The following is a 19,311-nucleotide window of genomic DNA, read 5'->3' on the forward strand; positions in this document are numbered from 1 at the left end:
TAAAAATGGGATTAGTTCTTTGTTGAGTTGGCTTTCATAAGCAAAAGGATATTTTTTCTGCATAATTTTCTAGGAGAAAATCAAAGGGATTTATTGGTTTTAGTTCGGCTATTATGTCAACTTCTATTTTGAGTTTATTTGTTTTTTGAAGAAAGTTTATTTTGCTAATAAAATTACTGTAGAGGTCTTGTTGCCAAGTAATTTGATGTTCTTGAGGTTCAATTTTTAGTGAATAATTTTGAATGGGGGTACGACAATGAGGAGAAGGTCGTAATCCTAATAAATGCGGACCGAGAATAATCGGGCGGTCAAAGTTATAAATAAGTTGATGATTGAGACTGACTTTTATTGACATTATTATTTCTGCTATGAAACAGGAAACAGGTTGATTTTGAAACTGTTTTTATCCTAGAGATAATCTTAATTATAACAATTCATAGAGAAATACTAAAAATCTAAATTAGCTAGTTATAGTTAATAATTTTACTGTTTTTTTGAGGTTTAATAATTCTTGATTTATGACTAGGCTAGCAGTTAACGAAGTCAGAAGTCAGAAGTCAGAAGTTAACCCACCCCCGCCCCTCCCAGGAGGGGAGCCAGGAGGGGAAGTAGGGGATTTGAGCAACTATCCAAAAATATTTCGCCTTAAAAGGCGGGGTTTCACGACCCAATTATTTTGATAATAAATGGCTGCTATTAGAGAAATAAAAGGTAATTTTTAGTTGATTTTGATTGATTTTCATTGTTCTTACTAAAGCTAGAAGTCCGGTAACATTAGCATAAATTAAGATAAAAAATTAATATATCAAAAACTGACTTAGAAGTAATAAAATTTTAGATATTATTTATATTTTTGAGAATATATAATTTTACTACAAATAGGAAAAATTAGTTGACCGGAAGTTATGAGAATTTCTAATTGTCATCGAAATATTTTCTGCAAAATGAGGAAGGCTACCCTCGCAAGAAAAAAAACCATTATTTCCTGTAGATATTCACCCTTGGGTTTACCGAAAAATTGTGGTTTAAAGCCTCCCCTTTTAAGGGGATAATAAGCGGTCGTTTGCGGAGCAGTCCGTTAGGATGGGATGGATGGGTTTCCTAACCATATCCAATCGACCAAGAGAAGAAAAATTTTCATGAATTTGTCAATCCTATCCGTTTCAAGGTGAGGTAATTATACATTATTCATTATTCATTATTAATTGTTGAAACTAACGATATAAACGGACATGATATAATTAACATTATTCTCTACCAAATTTAACATTATGGTGGAGAATTTTTTATTTTGGTATCTTTGTCAACAATTAAGTTTTTTGACCAGGAGTCAGGAGGACCTCCTCATACTAAATCCGGCAATCGAAAGAACCGTTATTATGAAGGTAAGGCAGAAGGGTTAGAGAAGAATTTGAAAAACGGACTTTTACAGCGGTTTTCATTTGGGTAAACCACAGTAGGGGCGATTTCCGTTCCGGAATGCTCCGCAAACGCGCATCGCTCCTACAAAATTTTTGCTTGTGAAGATGTGGTTAATAAATTTGAAAAGCGCTGTAATAACCGGATTTGGTATCAGGAGTCAGAAGATGGAGAGAAGGCATCATGGATATGATATTACCCATGGACTCATCATCTCAAGTATAATTCTGGAAAATATGTAGCAGCAAATATTAAATCCTGTAAAGATTATATTCAAGTTAAAAATAACAGAGTCAAGTAGATGATTAAATCCGATCAATTTGATAAAAATATATTCAAACTAATTCAAGTTATTTTACCTGAATTAATCGGCTTTATAGGAGCGATCGCTATATGGCAACTACTAGCAATGCACTATAGTTCAATCATTCTACCTTCTCCTCTAGAAACTCTAGTCGCTCTGAAAAATTTAGCAACAGCAAATAAATTAACTATGGCCATTTCAACTACTACTTTAAATGCAATTAGTGGTTTCACAATAGCAACATTAAGTGGCTGTTTCCTGGGAATAATATCTGGTATAAAACCTTTGATTAGTCGAGCAGTCAGACCTCTAATTACTGCTTTGCAAGGAGTACCACCTATTGCTTGGATTGTAATTGCATTACTTTGGTTTGGCACTGGTAATTCTACTTCAATATTTACTGTTGCTGTTGCTACTTTACCTATTATCTTTATTGGTGCTGTGGAAGGTGTGAGAAATATCAATTCACAGTTAATCGAAATGGCTTTTACTTTTAAAATTCCCATCAAAAATTTATTATTAGACTTATATTATCCACATTTATTATCAAGTTTATTTCCTTCAATAGCATCTGGATTAGGATTAGCTTGGCGAGTGGCAATAATGTCTGAATTATTATCATCAGAAACAGGTATTGGTGCAGAAATGAATCTAGCTAGAATTAATCTTGATACAGCGGAAGTAATGGCATGGGTGGTTGTAACAGTAGTATTGATTTTGATATCTGAATATTTAGTTATTCGCCCCATCCGCAGATTTTTGGAACCTTGGCATTATGGTGAAAAAAATAAGTAGGGTTTTCAAGAATTTAGAATTTAGAATTTAGAATTTAGAATTTAGCATTACCTCTCCTTGAAAAGAAGAGGATTGGGTTAAAAGGAATGTTTTTCTTTCACTAGCCACAGTTCAGGTGTTCCCTGTTCCCTGTGTCCTCACGCTTTGCAATATTTTATGAAATTGGTATAACTCATACAATTCAAGGGAATGAAGCTGACCGCTGATTGCTGAACTGCTGTTTGTGCAGCATTCCGTCAGGAAAGGCTTTTTAACAATTAAAATCTGAACAGTATCCAACCAGAAATAGCACCTAAAAAATCATCAAAATAATATTTATCTTCCAACGAAAATTTATCAGACAAGCACATATAGCAATTAACCAAGTTTGCCAATTAATAAGTGTCGAGCTAGATAATGTCAGAAAAGCAGATGCCATTAAAGCAATAGAAGTAACATTAATAGCATCAAGTAATTCACAAGTCCACCGAAAATTACGCATTTGTGGAACCAAAGAATTGAGTGCAGCACTAAACAAAAATGCAGGTAATAAAATTGAAATAGTCCCTACTATTGCCCCTGGTAATCCTAATAATAAATAGCCGATAAAAGTGACGCTGGAAATCAAAGGTCCTGGTGTGATTTGTCCGATAGCAATAGCATCCAACAATTGTTGCTGAGTTAACCAATGAAACTGATCTACTAAATCTTGTAGGAAGGCAATTAATACATAACCACTGCCATATAATAAACTGCCTACCTTCAGGCAAAAACTACTAAGTTTCCATAGAGAAATCTCGGATGTTGTCAGGATATCAATCAATAAAAATACTCCCAGGAGTATCAATAAAATTATCAGTGTTTTTGGTAATCGAATTCTAGAATTTTCCGAAGGTATATTTACCGGAGTTTCAGTGGTAAATTCCCGATAAAAATGAAGCCAAAACATACCCAAAAAACCCCCAAGAAGAATAACAATTATGTTATTTAATCCCAAGATTGATGCTGGTATCACAAAGATGACAATTACTGCCAAACTCCAGTGTTTTATTGCTGTTTTGCCCAATTTATAGACAGGCACTAAAATTAAGGATAGAACAACTGGTTTAATCCCATCTAGAAAAGGTGTAACTTCAGGAAGTGAGCCAAATTGATTGTAGAGGATAGCCAAAGCAATTGCAATTAGAGCTGATGGGAAAACTAAACAAAGACCAGCAATAGCAAATCCCCACCATCCACTTTGCAAATAACCAACATGAGTAGCAATTTCCACAGTATTTGGTCCAGGGAGCAGGTTGGTAGCGCCAAAAAAGTCGATAAATTGGTCTTGAGTAAGCCATTTTCGCTTATCAGTAACTTCAGATTTGATCATAGCAATGATGGCTGGCATACCACCAAAACCGATACTACCTACTTTGAGAAAAACACTTGCTAGTTCGAGGAGTCGTTGCAATTTTTCTTTGCTAATCAATGACTTCTATCCTTAACTAATTTTCTAAGTTATATCATGTCCGGTAGCATCGGTATTGTATAGAGAAGGTAAGGAAGAAGGAAGAAGGAAGAAGGAAGAAGCTTTAAGAGAAGGAAAAACCTTATATGGCGCTAGATATTTCCACAACTTTATATACAAACGATACCAACGGACATGATATTATTACTATATAAACATCTCTTAAAATAGTTTAATCCCTATTATAATTATTTTTTAAGGAGCCTTAATTTATAATATATTTGATTTTTTTACTCTAATAATGATAGCAATTATCATATTGCTGATGTTCAAAATTATAGGTTTGATGGAAGAGGGAATATAGCAAAAAAATACAAGTGTACCTCGAAAATTAAAAATGGTATATTCGAGAAAATTAGTATTAAAAATTAGCTCCTAAGTTGACTTTACCTATCCATTTTTTCTTCCCTCTTCCTTCTTCCCTTTTCCTTCTTCCTTCTTCCTTCTTCAATGGTATATTCGAGAAAATTAGTATTAAAAATTAGCTCCTAAGTTGACTGTCCCCATCCATTTTTTCTTCCTTCTTCCTCCCCCCTTTTAAAGGGGGGCAAGGGGGATGCTTTCCTTCTTCAAATATCTCCGCAAACTGAACAATTTGACTGCCTATAAATATCAAATTTCTGAAATGTCATCTGCCGTAAATTACAAATTAATAGTTTTCCTAACAGAGGTTCTCCTAGTCCGGAAATTACTTTAATCGCCTCCGTCGCGGCCATACAAGCAATCGTTCCAGAAACACTTCCAAATACTGGAAACTCTCTTTTCCAAATGTTAGGTTTTTCCGGATACAAACAAGACAAACATGGGGTCTGACCAGGAATAATAGTTGTAATCTGCGCTTCCATTTCATACATGGCGCACTCTACCAGAGGTTTCTTCTGACGAACTATTTCGGAGTTCATGGCAAAACGTTCTTCAAAGAGTGGAGCACAGTCTACAACTAAATCGACTTCTCTCACCAAGCGCTCTACATTGCTTTCAGATATGTTTTCAGGAATAGCTTCAATTTCTACATGAGGGTTTAACTCTTTTAACCGACGTGTTGCTGATTCTACTCGCGATCTACCTATACCATCATAAGTCATCAAAAGCTGTCGGTTTAAGTCAGAAGGTTTAATATTACCTCCATGAGCTAAGACAAGTTTTCCTATTCCCGCAGCTGCTAGTTCTAAAGCTACGACGCTACCAACACCACCAACACGGGAGATTAAAACCGATGCTTGTTTGAGTTTTTCCTGTCCTTGTTCGCCGAAACCAGGTACCCACATCTGCCATTGATAGGTTGCTTTTTCTTCTTCTGTTAATTTTTTCATCTAGTTAATGTATTTATTTGAAAGTTTCCAAGTCAGTTCTAAAATGAAGACAAATAATTAGGGTTTGCGCTCAAAAGTCTTTTTGCTCTTTGTAGTAGTCAGTAGAGGTTATTTCCTAAGGTCATGCTCCGCAAACGTGAATCAACCGTACAGTAGTCAGGAGGAAAGGGGAATTTAGAGGAGGTAGGAGTAAGAGTTGTCCCTCAATTTTTCTGTTCTTGTCTACCTTTTATGCGTGCCTTTTTGAGCATGAAGAGCTGAAACCAGGGCACTTTTTGGGAATCTAAAAAGGGTCAAGCAAATATCAGTCAATGCTTTTAGATTAGATTGGTAAGTCCTAATTAATTTATCAAAATAATTGGGTCGCCCAACCCCACCTTTTAAGGCGAAATATTTTGGGATCGAACCTCCCCGTTACAAAAATAACTTCTGTACGGGCGAATCGCCATTCGCCCCTACTTACTTCTGACTTCATCAGCCGCCTGCTAGTGGGGAAAGTAAACTAATCTCGTCTCCTTCTTTAATTTCTACAGGACTATTCCAAGGAATTTGAGCATCACCAATAACTAAAAGAATAGTTGAGCGTAAATTTCCGCTAGAATCTAGGAGTAAATTTTGCAATGAATCACCGTGATTTTCAACAAGTTTATTAACCAGTTGCTTAACTGAACAAGGAGTTTCTAGTTGGATAGTTTCAGAGTCAATTCCCCCTACAACTTGTTTGATTTGTGCAAAATAATTCACTTTTATTGCCATAGCTATTTTGAGAATGTCTATAGTACATTCATAGAACTTTTTTCAGTGTGATTAGTAGTAATAATTATATATTTATTTGCATAAGTCAAGTAATTTTTTGGAAATATTAAAATAAATGTTAAGAGCTTCTAAATCAACTAAACGACAGGATTAGAAGAACTTTGACAGTTTGTCTTTTGACATAGTTAAACCTATTGTTTATAATATTTAACGCTATTATATTAGGAGTTTAAAAATAATTCATTAGAAAATAAAATCTAGGAATTTAAGAAGCAGGTCTCCAAAATACCACTAAACCAAGAGTTAAAAATTATTCCTATAGTTAGTAATTATGCTAATATGATTGTCTTAGAAAACATTCACCATAAATACAGTAACCTCACGGTACTTAATAATATTAATATTCACCTAAAACCAGGAAAAATATTATGTTTAACAGGACCTTCTGGTTGCGGAAAAACTACTCTTTTACAAATCATAGCAGGCATAATTAAACCAACTTCAGGTAAGATAAAAAATCAATTTGTACAGACAAGTTATGTTTTCCAAGAAGCAAGACTACTTCCCTGGTTTACTACTTTAGAAAATATTGCTTTTGGTTTAAAAGCAAAAAGAATAACGAAAAAACAACGTCAAAAAATAGCGATCGCTCTGGCTCAACAATTAGGTATTAACGAAGCAGCTAACCAATACCCACATCAACTTAGTGGTGGAATGCAGCAGCGAGTTGCTTTGGGGAGAGCATTAGCAGTGGAACCCGATCTACTTTTGCTAGATGAGCCTTTTAGTGCTTTAGATATTGGTAGAAAACGCGATTTCCAGAGGCTATTGTTAAAGTTATTGAGCGAACGTAATATGGCAGCTATTTTAGTTTCCCATGACTTAGCAGAAGCAGTCTTAGTAGCAGACAACTTGATTATTTTATCACCCTCTCCTAGTAACATTGTCTATGAGTGGCAACCCGATAGACCGCCAACAGTAAGAGATGAGGCATACATTTACAAAACACTTTCTCAACTTTTGATGATTCCAGAAGTAGCGACTTGTTTCCGACTATCCACTGGATTATTTGTTGGTTCTAGCAGTTAGTCATTTCAGTTATCAGTTATCAGTTATCAGCTATTGCTTTTAGTTTAGGAGCAAAGCTTTATTAATTGTCTTACTACAAAAGTGACTTCCCTTGCTCTTAAAGTTATTAATTTAAACACTTTTCTGAAGGAGATATTCTTGTTGTTGATAGCTGACTGCTTACGTTAGTCGCCTACTTTTTTTGATTCTAATTTTACCGAATAATTAAGGTTTAAAGCCTCTCCTTTCAAGGAGAAACAAGCGGTCGAGGAATGGCGTTAGCGGAGCGGCTCTGATAAGAGCGGGTCTCCTCGCCATATCCAATCGACCAAGAGAGAAAAATTTTTCCTTTGAGTCAATCCTCTTCTTTTCAAGGAGAAGAAATTATTAATTATTAATTATTAATTATTAATTATTAAGAATGCTTAATCAAAAACGTCGTCAATTTTTACAATTAATATTAGCTACTACTGGTTTAACATTTACTACTAATTTATCTGAGGGAAAAGCAGAAAAAATTATCGCTCAGTCTGAAGAAAAACTGTCAAACTTAGCCATTGGTGGCTCTCCAATTATGATTACAATTCTGCTAGCCTATTTAGCAGAACAAAGTACAATTAAAAACTTAGTAGAAACAGTAGACTTCCGTATTTGGAAGACTCACGACCAACTCCGAGCAGATGCTGTTTCTGGAAAACTACAAGTATCAGCAACTCCTACATCCCTTGCAGCAAATCTATATCAAAGAAAAGTTCCGATAAAATTACTTAATGTACTGGTTTGGGGAGTCTTAAATATTTGGTCCAACCAAAATATCCGCAGTTTTGAAGATTTAAAAAACAAAACATTACTAATAGCTTTCCGGGGCGGTTTACCTGCTCAATTATTCTTTTATTTAGCCAAAGAAAATGGATTAGATCCAGAGAAAGATTTAAAAATTCAATACACCACAGACTTTGCTCAAGCAGTGCAATTATTATTAGCTGGTCGTGGTGATGCAGCTCTTTTATCTGAACCTGCGGGTACTGGTGCTGAACTTCGCGGTCAACAACAAGGATTAGATATAAAACTGGCAATTAATTTACAAGAAGAATGGGGAAAAGTGACAGGTAGAGCGCCTCGTTTTCCCCAAGCAGGAACTTTAGCTTTAACTTCTTTAATTGATAAATATCCCGATATAATTCAGACTATCCAAAATGGATTAGTTGAGGCGGTAAATTGGTCTCAAAAAAATCCTGATGATGCTGCTGCTTTGGGAGCAAAATATCTAGGATTGAAAGCTCCTGTTATTAAAAAATCTCTGGGATATACGCCATTAGAAATGGTGAGTGCTAAGGATGCAAAAGAGGATTTAGAGTTTTGGTATTCTCGTTTATTGGAGCAAAATCCTAAACTTTTTGGTGGAAGTTTGCCCGATGATGAATTTTATTATGGATGATAAATATGACAGAATTTATGTAAGCATTCAGCCGTCAGCTATCAGCTATCAGCTATTGCTTTTAGTTTACTATAAAAGCTTGATTAATTAGGGTATGCTGAAAAAGTCTTTTAGTAGGGGTAGGAGACAGGAGACAGGAGACAGGAGAAATAGGAATTTAGAGGAGGTAGGAGTAAGAATTGTAAGAATGATTTTTCTGCCCAACTATGCGCCTAAAATACTAACTTTTTGAGTGTTTTAGACTGAAAACTAAGCACTTTATTCGATCCTGAAAAGGCTAAATTCTTTATATGTCAATGCTTTTAGGTTTAATCAGTAAGCCCTAATTATCTTACTAGAAAAGTTGGCTCCCTTGCCCTTAAAGTCTATATTAATTTAAACACTGTCCTTAAGAAGAGAGTCTTGTTGCACTCGAACTGACAGCAAGCTAGCTGTTTGTGCAGCATTCCGCAGGAAATATTTACGAATTTATTAATCGCTGAAGGAACTAATTACTTGGCAATAATAGATATAGAGTTTCTCTTATAAATGAGATACATTTCCTAGTTAAAATGAAACTCCCCATTTCCGTCAGAACCGAGATAGAAATTCCTATTAATATGATGTCCGGATAATAAGTGATAAAAAAGTTTTTGTTTGTAGTTTTGCTCTAGCCCCTGAAATATCTATCTTCTTACTCAACTTCTACTACGAGAGCTTCTAACTTATCACTATTTAACTGGACATGATATAACATCTAGTCTAGAGTTCAATTTTTAATAAAATTAATTTTTTAAGGAGTTAAATATGTCAAAAATTTTATTTAATTGTCTTTTATTAATCTTCTGTAACACCGTAATATTTTGTGCTGTAACTCAAGCAAATGAAATTAAATATACACAAATAAATTCTGAAAGAAAAACATTAGAAAAAGAATCATCAAAACCAAATATAACTCCGGTTGCTGAAGATGCAATTATCGTTAAACCAAATCAACTTGAGCAAAATACAGACTCAATGGGTCAAGTTACTTCTGTATCTCAATTATCCGATGTTCAACCCACAGATTGGGCATTTCAAGCATTACAATCATTAGTAGAACGTTACGGTTGTATTGTTGGTTATCCCGATGGTAGTTATCGTGGTAATCGTCCTATGACTCGCTATGAATTTGCCGCAGGTTTAAATGCTTGTTTAGACAGAATTACCGAATTAATTGCTGCCTCTACAGCAGACTTAGTAACTAAAGATGATTTAGCAGTTTTACAACGTTTACAAGAAGATTTTGCTGTCGAACTTGCAGAAATTCAAGGCAGAATAGATGCTCTAGAAGCACGGACTACAGAACTAGAAGCAAATCAGTTTTCTACCACAACTAAACTAGGTGGAGAAATTGTATTTGCTATTAGTAATGTCTTTGGAGAAGAGAAAGCTGGTGGTGGTAGTTTAGAAGATAATACCGTTTTAAATAATCGAGTAAGTTTGAATTTTAATACTAGCTTTACAGGACGAGACTTATTTAGAACTCGTTTAGATGCTCTGGATACTGTTGCCTATGGAGTGCCAATAACTGGAACAAATATGACTCGTTTAGCTTTTCAAAGAAATACTAATAATACTGTTGATATTGGTAAATTGTTTTATCGTTTTCCCGTTGGGAAAAAATTTAGAGTTCATGTTGATGCTATTGGTGGTAGGTTTAATATGAATGTTTCTGATAACTTCAACAGACTTTTTGCAAATAGAATATCAGGGGCAATTTCTAGGTTTGGACGCTTCAATCCTATCTATGCCCAAGGAGCGCGGGGTGCTGGAGTAACAGTTGTTTATAATATTAATAAATCAGTAAGTTTATCTTTAGGATATTTAGCAAGAGACCCGGAAAATCCAACAGAGAGTAATGGATTTTTTAATGGTAGTAATGCAGGTTTAGCACAACTAGATATTCGACCAAGCGATCGCCTCCGTTTTGGCATTACTTATGTACGTTCTTATTATCCAAAAAGGAAGTTATTTGTCTCAGCAGCAACAGGTAGTAGAAGAGCAAATGCGCCTTTTGGTAATTTAGTTCCTACTTCCGCAGATCATTTAGGTATTCAAGGAAGTTGGCGTGCTTTGAATAATTTCACAGTTTCCGGTTGGACTGGATGGAGTTTTGCTGATGCTGAAAAATCTGTTGGTATGGTTAAGGAGGGAGATGAAGCAACTATTTTTAATTGGGCAGTTACTTTCGGATTTACTGACTTAGGTAAACAGGGAAGTTTGCTTGGTTTTGTAATTGGAAATCCACCTAAAGTAACTGATACTGATAATGGTCCAGATGATGATGATACAGCTTGGCATTTAGAGGGTTTTTATCGTTATCAAATTAATGACAATATTTCAATTAATCCGGGAGTTTTGGTAGTTGTTAATCCCGAACATGATGAAGATAATGACACTATTACTGTGGGAATTATTCGGATGATTTTTTTGTTTTAGGAAAAGAAGGAAGAAGGAAGAAGGAAGAAGGAAGAAGAGAGAAGGGAGAAGAGAGAAGGGAGAAGGAAAAGTATTACATTGTCTGAATTTTCAACTTTTGAACTGTCCTAACTAAAGAAGGAAGAAGGAAGGAGGAAGGAGGAAGAAGAGAGAAGGGAGAAGGAAAAGTATTACATTGTCTGAATTTTCAACTTTTGAACTGTCCTAACTAAAGAAGGAAGAAGGAAGAAGGAAGAAAGAAAAGTCTTGCTTTGTCTGAGTTTTAGGGTGCATCTCATATTTGCAAAAATACTTTTTTCTTATCTATTCCCTGTTGCCTGTTGCCTGTTGCCTAAAAGCGATAAATTTTTGGCTTTATTCAAAACTGCTATAATTAAGTATTGAAATTAAAAAATAACAGTCAACATTGTAGGGAAAAATGGCCGTTTGCCTCTACTAAAGGTAGAAATGATGTTACTCGCAAAGTAAACGGATTTGATATTAAGAAGTTAAAACTTAAAATTCTTGATATAGCAATTCCCAAAAAGCGTGAGGTACAAAATTTTATATTTGAGGGAACAGGGAATAAAAAGACAAAAAGGTAACTGTATTTCACTAATTTAAGAAATGCTATACCAAACTATTTCTTTGTTGCTAAATAGACATCTCCAGAAATTAAATATTACTATCTTCCTTCCAGTTAATAAATTTTAACTTCCAAAAGGATACCCACGGACATGATATTACTTATTCCTTCTTCTTTCTTCCTTCTTCCCTCTTCCCTCTTCCTTCTTCCTTCTTAAATAAATCAAAAACTATGACAGATATTCGGACTTCTTTCTTCCTTCTTCCTTCTTCCTTCTTACCTCTTCCTTCTTCCTTCTTCCTTCTTAAATAAATCAAAAACTATGACAGATATTCGGACTTCTTTCTTCCTTCTTCCCTCTTCCTTCTTCCCTCTTCCCTCTTCCTTCTTCCTTCTTCAATAAATCAAAAACTATGACAGATATTCGGAATTTATTAAACCAATTAGCCGCTCAAGAAGCACAGTTAAATAATATTCAATTTCTAGCACCTTGTGTGGGAGGTGGGCGAGTAAAAACAAGAGTAGCAGGAATAGTTTATACCTTTCAAACTCAACCAAAAAAATTTGAAGGTTGGGGAATCTTTCAGCCAATTAATGACAAAACAGCAAAATTTGTAGAAGAACCAAGCTTACCTCAACTAGAGGAATATTTCCAACTTTTAAAACCTCTCAGATTATTCCTTGCCTATCAATTAAAAGGGCAAAAATGGCTAGCATATCCAACTAATGAATCTGATGCTAAACAACGTTTTGGTTTTGCTAAACCAATAGCAGTTCATCTAGTAACAGAAGGAGTTATGTTTGAGTCAATAATTGCTAGATTTGATGGTAGTTCCTGGTGGTTTGAAGATATCGATCGCCGTGCCGATCCTTTTGTTGCGGAACAGTTACGGGAAGCGTTCAAAAATATTACCCCACCCAAAGAAGTCAGGTTTAAGGGGATAACTCCAGAAATGAAAACAGTTTATGACTTAGTAGCGCGACAAAAAGAAGAGTTTATGAAACAAATGCAACAACAAAGGGATGAAAAACAACTGCGTGAAGCGTTAGAAATGGGAGGAGGTGAATTGCAGAATTTTCGCGATCGCTCTACCTATTGGCAAGTAGAATGGGTGACAAGGGATGGGGAACGTCATACTTCCGCTATTGATAAAAATGATTTGACTGTAGTGAGTGCTGGTATTTGTCTGAGTGGGGGCGATCGACATTTTGACTTACAATCTTTAGTGGGTGTTGTTGAGCAAAGATATTAAGTGGAAGGAACTATGTCTATATTTTTTCACGAACAACTTTACCGCAGTCCAGAAATTATGACAAAGCTAAAAAAATTGTCAATAACTATTTGTGGTGCAGGTGCTTTAGGAGCAAATATTACTGAAAATTTAGCTCGTTCTGGGTTTAGTAAATTACGGGTTATAGATTGTGATCGCATTGAAGAGCGTAACCTATCTACTCAACCTTATTATCGTTCTGATGTGGGAGCTTTTAAGGTGAAAATTTTGACCAATAGTCTCTATCGTGCTTTAGGAGTAAAAATTGATGGTCAAGCTCAAAAATTAACTGAAGAAAATGCAGGTAAACTATTAGGAAAAAGTGAGTTAGTGATTGACACTTTTGATAATAGTATTAGTCGGAGTGCTGTGAAAAATTATTGTGCTGATTCTAATATTTCTTGTGTTCATGTAGGGTTAGCTTCTGAATATTCAGAGATAATTTGGAATGAAAATTATCGAGTCCCTTCTCCAGTAAATGATGATATTTGTGATTATCCATTAGCGAGAAATTTAGTAATGTTAACTGTTGCTGTTGCTTGTGAAGTTGTGGTGAACTTTGCAGCGACAAAACAGCAGGATAATTTTACTGTTACTTTAGGAGATTTTGCTGTTAGGTCTATAGATTTTTAGAAAGGGAAAGAAAAAAATAATCTCAATATTTAGTAGAGTGGGTTAGGCAAGAACAATTCTACAAAATTACACAATTTTATAATTATCTGCTGTAACCCACCGAATATAACGAATATATTTAATTTCAAAAATATCTTCTGGTTGATTATTTGATGTTCATCTTTTTAGTATTCCAGAGATAAAATTGGTTATTTCATCAGACATAAAGTTTGGCAATGAAGTTAACTAAACTATTACCATTTGTATGATCTATTTTCCTATTCCTGATTTTGATAATCATCATCTTTTTCCTGACTAGCAATTATGTCCACATACTTAATTTTTTCTAATCCTTGCCTAAAAGATTCATAATCTTCTATGACTCTTGTCATCTCAGTGTCAAGTTGATGAACGGAGCGTAAATTATGAATTATTTTCGTAGCTTCTTCGTTATCAACACTATTATCATCATCTAATAAAACAGCTTCTAATTCCTCAAACAAAATTATTGCCTGCTCGCGTCTTGCTACTGTAGGATAATCTTGGAGGAAAGAGTCTATAAGGCGTTCTTTTTTTTGTGAAATATGCTCTTGAGTTAGTTTCTTTTCAGCTTGTCGCTTCCTTTTATTTAACTCAGAAAATAATATCTTAAAGTTTTTTCAAAATTTGTAACATCTTCCTCTTTAAAAGATTTTTATAACTTTTAAGAGAGTCAACTACATTTCTGGCAAATCCTACTTTGTCAATATGAAAACCCTCCTTAGATAACTCTTTAAAATAAGCTTTAATAGCTTTGAATATAGTTTTGTTATCTGGTATTTTTTCCAAGATAGCTGATTCTGTTATAGACTCAACAACACTATTTTCCACTTGACAAATATCTTTCGCATAATCTTTAGCAGCTTTTACACAGATAGATAAAGGAACAAGATCCTCTATTTCAGTTGGTATTAATCCTTCTGGCAAAGTTAAATCCGAATTTTTTTTTAAATCTCCTATCTGAAGAATAAAACTTTCCTTGAGTAATTCTTTTTTGTTTGCTCCCCCTCTTTTTAGAGCTTTCTTTGCATCATTACCTGCTTCATCACTATCTAACAAAACAATCACTGCTGGTTGTTCCTTATCTCTCCCACGAGCTAGATAAACCATGTAGGGAATATGTGAAGCTGAACCTGTTGGAACAATAGTAATTTGATTCAAATCAAGAGTTTCTATTTCCTTTGATGCTCCTTTCCGAAATAGATGAGTTGAAGCTCCTGCAATTAGAATTTGATCGGCAACTCCTTCAACCATTAAATTGCAGTTTCCAATAAAAGTTGTCTCACCTAAAAAAGCACCAAAAGCAGACCTTAGTGGTTCATAGTGATTTCTTGCTACATCTTTAACTACTCTTGTTCCCTCTTCTTTTTTTCCTTTATCTAAAACTCTAATTCTTTCAGCATGATTTCTATCAATTAAAAATGGAGAATGAGTGACATAGATAACTTGAATAGGCTTTCCTTTATCAGGGTTGGAAAACTTTTCAAATATTTTGAGAAGGTCTTGTTGAGCTTGGCTAGATAGATAAGCATCTGGTTCATCCATCAAGAGAATTTCATCTTTTTCAGGGTGGGGTTTATGAGCACGATATTGAATGTAATAGCTTAAAAAATACTTAAGTCCATTGCTTCTTTCCTCAAAGGAGTATTCAGTACCAGTCCGGTCGCGAATTGTAAATACTAAATCATGTTCTTGTGCTGATACCAGTAAGGAAAAATCCTTATCCTGTGTCCACCATTTTTGTAAATTGAGGCTATCAGATAGATGAGTATTAATTTTGGCTATTATGCTATTAGCGTGACCTTCTTTTCCTTCTGCTAAGGAATCTGCCAGGGTAAGCAATACTTCTGGATCTACATTAGCAATTTTACAGATTAAGTCATAAACAAGATCGTATTCTTTATGGTTTTTTTGAGACCCTTCAGAGTCATCATTTTTTAGACTATTGAAAATCGTAATTAATGATTTAATGTTATTTTGTGCTGCTTCATCTGGCTTAGAAAATGTTGAATTGTTTTCTGGCAGATAAGCATGATATTTTTCCGAAATATTATCAACAATTTTACGAACTTTAGCCCTATCTGGACGTGTTATTAGTTCATATTTTGTACTCTTAATTTCTTGCTTTTTAATTCTCCTTACCAGTTGTTTAATCGGAATACTTCCAGGAACAGCAATCTTTGCTTCTAACTCAAATACATTAGGCAATTGTTTTGAAACTTTTTCTATATTTTCTTGATTGGTAATTTCATATGTTGTGTACTTATCTGTTTCCTGCTGTATATAAACACAAAGATTTTTTCGATCAGTTCGGAAGAGAAAGAAGCGATCAAATTCAGTATTTTTCGGAATTGAACAAACAACGCAAATTTTTTCCCGCTCTTGCGGAGTTAAATTTGAGAACTCAAAGCCAAAATCAGGCAATCTTAGCTCATTTTTTCTAACCGTAAAAAACTGTGAGTAACGACAGAAGTCTTGATATGTAATTCCTTCACCAGAAATTCCCTTTTTAATCGCGCTCAATAAATGAGACTTTCCAGACTCGTTTGCCCCTACTACTGTAGTTACTTTGGAATCAATTGGAATTTGTACATACGGATACCACATCTTATCAATCATTTCCCAAGGTTTTTTTACAACATTTGGATGATGCTTTCTGAGGTAATCATAATTAAAAGACTTGTAAAAACGAATGTATAAAGTTTTGAGAATCATTCAGTAAGTTATAAATTTTAGGCTGTGAACATTAACTATTCTAGTCTAAAATTGAACAATCATACAAACTCCGCACTATAGGTTCAATGTCAGAGTGCGAACTTGATTATCTGGTTATAAAGGTGGGTTTTGGTTTTGCCTAAAATGCAGCTAAGTTAAACATTTACAGGACTTACGCGCGGATATTAATCAAGTAAGGGCGAATGCCATTTCCTAAGGTCATGCTCCGCAAACGCCCCTACATCTGGCGTTTTCAAGGTGAATTTGCGTAACCTTCAGTCTCCTATCAGCAAAAGAAACACCTAAGCTGCAACCGCTTCTTCATAAGGAACAAAAGATTTCTTCTGGGCTCCACAAATAGGACAAGACCAATCTTCAGGAATGTCTTCAAATGCTGTACCAGGAGCAATACCAGAGTCAGGGTCGCCAACAACTGGATCGTAAATCATCGAACACACCCGACAGATCCATTTACGGGTTGCAGCTTCCTTTCCAGCAGCTTTTTGTTTAGGTGCAACACCATTCAAACCTTCGAGAGCTTCCGTATATTGATCCGCGTGGTGATGCTCAATGCTAGTCAATAAACCAAACTTATGAGTTGCTTGACGAAACATGGAAGCGTGTTCTCGAGACTCTTCCTCTTGCTGCTTCATAAAACTGATATAAAACGTCACATAGCCTGACATTCCAATGTTTACTTCCTGCTTCCACCGGAACTGTCGGCAGCACTCCGTCCACAGGCATTAACGGTCAAGCCGACCGCATCTCTTAAATTAATTGAGGCATTCAAGTCTCGGTCTATTGATATACCACATTCTGGGCAGTCATAAGTTCTTAGATTTAATGGCATATCTTGTACATGACCACACCTACTGCAAGTTTTTGATGATGGAAAAAATCTATCAACTACTACTAATTCACTGCCATACCATTGACACTTGTATTCTAGCTGTCTTCTAAATTCATAAAATCCTTGGTCGGCTATTGACTTTGCTAGTTTATGGTTGGCTAACATTCCAGATACATTTAAGTCTTCAATCACAACAGTGCCGTGGTTGTTATAGTCGATGTGGCGTATTACCGCCCGCACCTCTACTTCAAAACCCTGCGTGCGACTTTCACCGCACAAGGCTCCTAGCAGTCTATGGCAACGTATCATGTGAGATACAAAATCCTTTGATTAAGACTAAACTTGGTCAGAGTCCAGTGATTCCTAATCTTCCACTATTGTTTTCAAGGAGTGTCTAATCCTACCGCCTTGGAGCTTCTGCTTCCGGGTCGCTTTGCATTCGACTAACGAGCAAGGCAATTACAGGTTAAAAGCTTCTGCCCTGTACGCATAGTTTCAGCGAGCTTCACTCTAGGTGTCTAAGCATCATCACCTATCCAACTACCGTTTCTCGACTGCCGGGGGCAATTCTGTTCCCCCATCCTACCCGTCAAGTGAGAATTCCGAGCTTCCCTCCTACTAACTAAATAACCTATTTTAGTCAGACTCACTTGCCGTTTTTCCTCGTTCCGAGTTACAGATTATTTTGACGGTTTAGGGCTGTCCAATTCGCCTACACGATTCCCAGGGATGCGTCTAATGCCAAAATATTACGCGGGATTTCCTCGTGTGCGGTCAAGAGATAAGAGGTGGTTCTTGCCGTACTTTGAGGCGCTTTTTCAGGACATTCCGCCCCGGTACCCATGCCGTCTCCCCATTACCCCCAGTGTGCCTACCACTATACGCTCTGGTTGGGGCCTGTTGCCAGCTTCACTCTGCTAGTGGAAAGGTCTAGCTCGGTGTGGCCAGGTCGGGAGTCTGCCTTCCCTTGGCAGGTGGGACTTTCACCCACATCCGTGACTCAGTTATTCATTGAGCTTAATTGCTCTTTGAACCCTGTTCATACCCCTCTAGTTTCTAGAGGCTCCTAACAGGAACGAGTCGCACCTTGGCTAAGTATGTTGTCAATTTATCAAGTGCATCTCTGCGGATATTAGCTACTCGTCTATGCTGTTTGGCTAGCTTAATTACTGCTTTGTACCAATTGCTTGAATGCTTAACTTTTTTACTCAGTTGTCTTTGTAATTTAGCTAATCTGTTTTGCGCTTTCTGTAGGGCTTAACACTCTCGAATACTTCACCATGTGCTTAGTGTTGCTAGTGTCTTAATTCCTAAATCTACACCTACAATTTCTGTAGTTTTTGGTGTTAAAGTTGGAGTAAATTCATTCGTAGGGGCGAACGGCGTTCCTCAACAGATACCAATCACCAGCTTGTCTGCTGATAGTTATTTTTTGAGTTGTTGCTTCAATTGGTTCGTAAGTTTTGACTATACCAATAAAAGGTAATTTGTGACTCCATCCGTTTAATTCTATTGGTTTTCCACAATTATCTATTGTGAATGAATCAGATTTACCTTTCTTCTTAAATCTTGGATATTTACCTAAGCCTTGGAAGAACCTCTTAAATGCTTCACCCAAGTTAATAAAAGCATATTGATAAACTTTAGATGATAAGTTTTTCATCCAAGGATAAAGTGGTTTTGTGTGATTGGTAAAAACCTCTCTGAGTTTACGAGGGCTGGGCTTGTAACCATCAACATAAGCAGCATTCCATAAACTTAAACCCCAGTTATAACACCAGCGTGAATAGCCAGCGTGTTGAGCCATCAGAGTCTTCTGTTTATTATTAAGTTTTAGCTTTGTTCTAATGGATTTCATGTATGCGTATTGGCATCCAGTCTAATGGTATGCTTAAATAGGTATTGTATCGTTATTCTCTGATTAAGTCAATGCTCTCCTTCAATTGCTAATTCTAAACAACGAGAAGCGATCGCTTTTTTCTGCTCTTCGGTCAAAGTAGATGGGTCGTCTACTACTAACTCTGGGTGAAGTAGGCGAAAGTGGGAAAAAGCGTGTTGAGTTTCTTGGTTAGCTGTTTCCCGGAAAAGTTTGGCTAAATCTTCCATGCCCAATTTCTTAGTTACTTCGGCAAAAAGAGATATTTACGGTTAGCCATTGATTCCCCTGCAAAAGCATCAGACAAGTTTTTGGCGGTGTTAGAGTTGGACAAGTCCATG

At 35.9% G+C, this 19,311-nt stretch carries 20 protein-coding genes and 2 pseudogenes; 8 read left to right on the forward strand and 14 right to left on the reverse strand.

The features are described 5' to 3' along the window. Nucleotides 1-34 precede the first annotated feature (34 nt). Nucleotides 35-355: a transglutaminase N-terminal domain-containing protein gene (locus SAGCYANO_RS33390; RefSeq protein ID WP_237396935.1), complete on the reverse strand. Its 321-nt coding sequence runs from the start codon at nt 353-355 to the stop codon at nt 35-37. Between the two features lie 1,365 nt (nt 356-1,720). On the opposite strand from SAGCYANO_RS33390, the gene SAGCYANO_RS33395 reads away from it, so the two are divergent. Then, entirely contained in the window at nt 1,721-2,518 is a 798-nt protein-coding gene (locus SAGCYANO_RS33395) for an ABC transporter permease (RefSeq protein WP_202223980.1), read from the forward strand. A gap of 292 nt (nt 2,519-2,810) precedes the next feature. Here the strand turns inward: SAGCYANO_RS33395 and chrA are convergent, their stop codons facing one another. Continuing rightward, the gene (chrA, locus tag SAGCYANO_RS33400; RefSeq protein WP_237396936.1) at nt 2,811-3,968 is read right to left on the reverse strand and encodes a chromate efflux transporter; all 1,158 of its coding nucleotides are present in this window, start codon (nt 3,966-3,968) and stop codon (nt 2,811-2,813) included. Nucleotides 3,969-4,023: 55 nt separating this feature from the next. Between chrA and SAGCYANO_RS48360 the strand changes: the two genes are divergently transcribed. Next, a complete protein-coding gene (locus SAGCYANO_RS48360; protein WP_255502797.1) occupies nt 4,024-4,146 on the forward strand; it encodes a hypothetical protein in 123 nt (40 codons plus the stop codon). Nucleotides 4,147-4,576: 430 nt separating this feature from the next. Here SAGCYANO_RS48360 and SAGCYANO_RS33405 read toward each other — a convergent pair whose 3' ends face one another. The 3 genes from SAGCYANO_RS33405 to SAGCYANO_RS33410 form a co-directional block, all read right to left on the reverse strand. Then, nucleotides 4,577-5,320: a HesA/MoeB/ThiF family protein gene (locus tag SAGCYANO_RS33405; RefSeq protein WP_202223981.1), complete on the reverse strand. Its 744-nt coding sequence runs from the start codon at nt 5,318-5,320 to the stop codon at nt 4,577-4,579. A gap of 349 nt (nt 5,321-5,669) precedes the next feature. After that, complete coding sequence (locus SAGCYANO_RS48365; protein ID WP_255502798.1) at nt 5,670-5,795, reverse strand: hypothetical protein; 126 nt, start codon at nt 5,793-5,795, stop codon at nt 5,670-5,672. Beyond that, nucleotides 5,795-6,076 carry a MoaD/ThiS family protein gene (locus SAGCYANO_RS33410; RefSeq protein ID WP_202223982.1) on the reverse strand — a complete coding sequence of 94 codons (282 nt, stop codon included), beginning with the start codon at nt 6,074-6,076 and terminating at the stop codon, nt 5,795-5,797. Before SAGCYANO_RS33410 ends, SAGCYANO_RS48365 begins: the two co-directional genes overlap by 1 nt. Before the next feature lie 339 nt (nt 6,077-6,415). Between SAGCYANO_RS33410 and SAGCYANO_RS33415 the strand changes: the two genes are divergently transcribed. The 4 genes from SAGCYANO_RS33415 (at nt 6,416) to SAGCYANO_RS33430 (ending at nt 11,626) form a co-directional block, all read left to right on the forward strand. Then, a complete protein-coding gene (locus SAGCYANO_RS33415; protein ID WP_202223983.1) occupies nt 6,416-7,165 on the forward strand; it encodes an ABC transporter ATP-binding protein in 750 nt (249 codons plus the stop codon). 400 nt (nt 7,166-7,565) lie between these two features. Then, nucleotides 7,566-8,582, forward strand: coding sequence for an ABC transporter substrate-binding protein (locus tag SAGCYANO_RS33420; RefSeq protein WP_202223984.1), 1,017 nt, complete (start codon nt 7,566-7,568; stop codon nt 8,580-8,582). Between the two features lie 786 nt (nt 8,583-9,368). Beyond that, nucleotides 9,369-11,042: an iron uptake porin gene (locus SAGCYANO_RS33425; RefSeq protein WP_237396937.1), complete on the forward strand. Its 1,674-nt coding sequence runs from the start codon at nt 9,369-9,371 to the stop codon at nt 11,040-11,042. A gap of 380 nt (nt 11,043-11,422) precedes the next feature. Beyond that, nucleotides 11,423-11,626: a hypothetical protein gene (locus tag SAGCYANO_RS33430; protein ID WP_202223985.1), complete on the forward strand. Its 204-nt coding sequence runs from the start codon at nt 11,423-11,425 to the stop codon at nt 11,624-11,626. 142 nt (nt 11,627-11,768) lie between these two features. Here the strand turns inward: SAGCYANO_RS33430 and SAGCYANO_RS33435 are convergent, their stop codons facing one another. After that, entirely contained in the window at nt 11,769-11,924 is a 156-nt protein-coding gene (locus tag SAGCYANO_RS33435) for a hypothetical protein (protein WP_202223986.1), read from the reverse strand. Nucleotides 11,925-12,020: 96 nt separating this feature from the next. On the opposite strand from SAGCYANO_RS33435, the gene SAGCYANO_RS33440 reads away from it, so the two are divergent. Both SAGCYANO_RS33440 and SAGCYANO_RS33445 read left to right on the forward strand, forming a co-directional pair. Then, complete coding sequence (locus SAGCYANO_RS33440; RefSeq protein ID WP_202223987.1) at nt 12,021-12,860, forward strand: hypothetical protein; 840 nt, start codon at nt 12,021-12,023, stop codon at nt 12,858-12,860. Nucleotides 12,861-12,872: 12 nt separating this feature from the next. Further along, nucleotides 12,873-13,511 (forward strand): ThiF family adenylyltransferase, encoded by a 639-nt coding sequence (locus SAGCYANO_RS33445; protein WP_202223988.1) that lies wholly within the window; start codon nt 12,873-12,875, stop codon nt 13,509-13,511. A 257-nt stretch (nt 13,512-13,768) separates the two neighbouring features. On the opposite strand, the gene SAGCYANO_RS33450 is transcribed toward SAGCYANO_RS33445, so the two are convergent. The 8 genes and pseudogenes from SAGCYANO_RS33450 to SAGCYANO_RS46235 form a co-directional block, all read right to left on the reverse strand. Then, entirely contained in the window at nt 13,769-13,993 is a 225-nt protein-coding gene (locus SAGCYANO_RS33450; RefSeq protein ID WP_202223989.1) for a hypothetical protein, read from the reverse strand. A gap of 145 nt (nt 13,994-14,138) precedes the next feature. Beyond that, a complete protein-coding gene (locus SAGCYANO_RS33455; RefSeq protein ID WP_237396938.1) occupies nt 14,139-16,136 on the reverse strand; it encodes an AAA family ATPase in 1,998 nt (665 codons plus the stop codon). A gap of 410 nt (nt 16,137-16,546) precedes the next feature. After that, a complete protein-coding gene (rd, locus tag SAGCYANO_RS49650; RefSeq protein WP_307786176.1) occupies nt 16,547-16,930 on the reverse strand; it encodes a rubredoxin in 384 nt (127 codons plus the stop codon). An 8-nt stretch (nt 16,931-16,938) separates the two neighbouring features. Continuing rightward, nucleotides 16,939-17,301, reverse strand: a pseudogene (locus SAGCYANO_RS33465) (RNA-guided endonuclease InsQ/TnpB family protein); the annotation flags it as partial. 311 nt (nt 17,302-17,612) lie between these two features. Beyond that, nucleotides 17,613-17,744 carry a hypothetical protein gene (locus SAGCYANO_RS48370; protein WP_255502463.1) on the reverse strand — a complete coding sequence of 44 codons (132 nt, stop codon included), beginning with the start codon at nt 17,742-17,744 and terminating at the stop codon, nt 17,613-17,615. 406 nt (nt 17,745-18,150) lie between these two features. Then, nucleotides 18,151-18,336 (reverse strand): annotated as a pseudogene (locus SAGCYANO_RS50915) (transposase); the annotation flags it as partial. 121 nt (nt 18,337-18,457) lie between these two features. After that, nucleotides 18,458-18,952, reverse strand: coding sequence for a helix-turn-helix domain-containing protein (locus tag SAGCYANO_RS33475; RefSeq protein ID WP_202223991.1), 495 nt, complete (start codon nt 18,950-18,952; stop codon nt 18,458-18,460). Nucleotides 18,953-19,020: 68 nt separating this feature from the next. After that, nucleotides 19,021-19,200, reverse strand: a complete 180-nt coding sequence (locus SAGCYANO_RS46235) for a hypothetical protein (RefSeq protein ID WP_237396940.1) — start codon at nt 19,198-19,200, stop codon at nt 19,021-19,023. Between the last annotated feature and the right edge of the window lie 111 nt (nt 19,201-19,311).

Origin of the sequence: Okeania sp. KiyG1 (genome assembly GCF_014132355.1) — a bacterium.
Taxonomy (GTDB): domain Bacteria; phylum Cyanobacteriota; class Cyanobacteriia; order Cyanobacteriales; family Microcoleaceae; genus Okeania.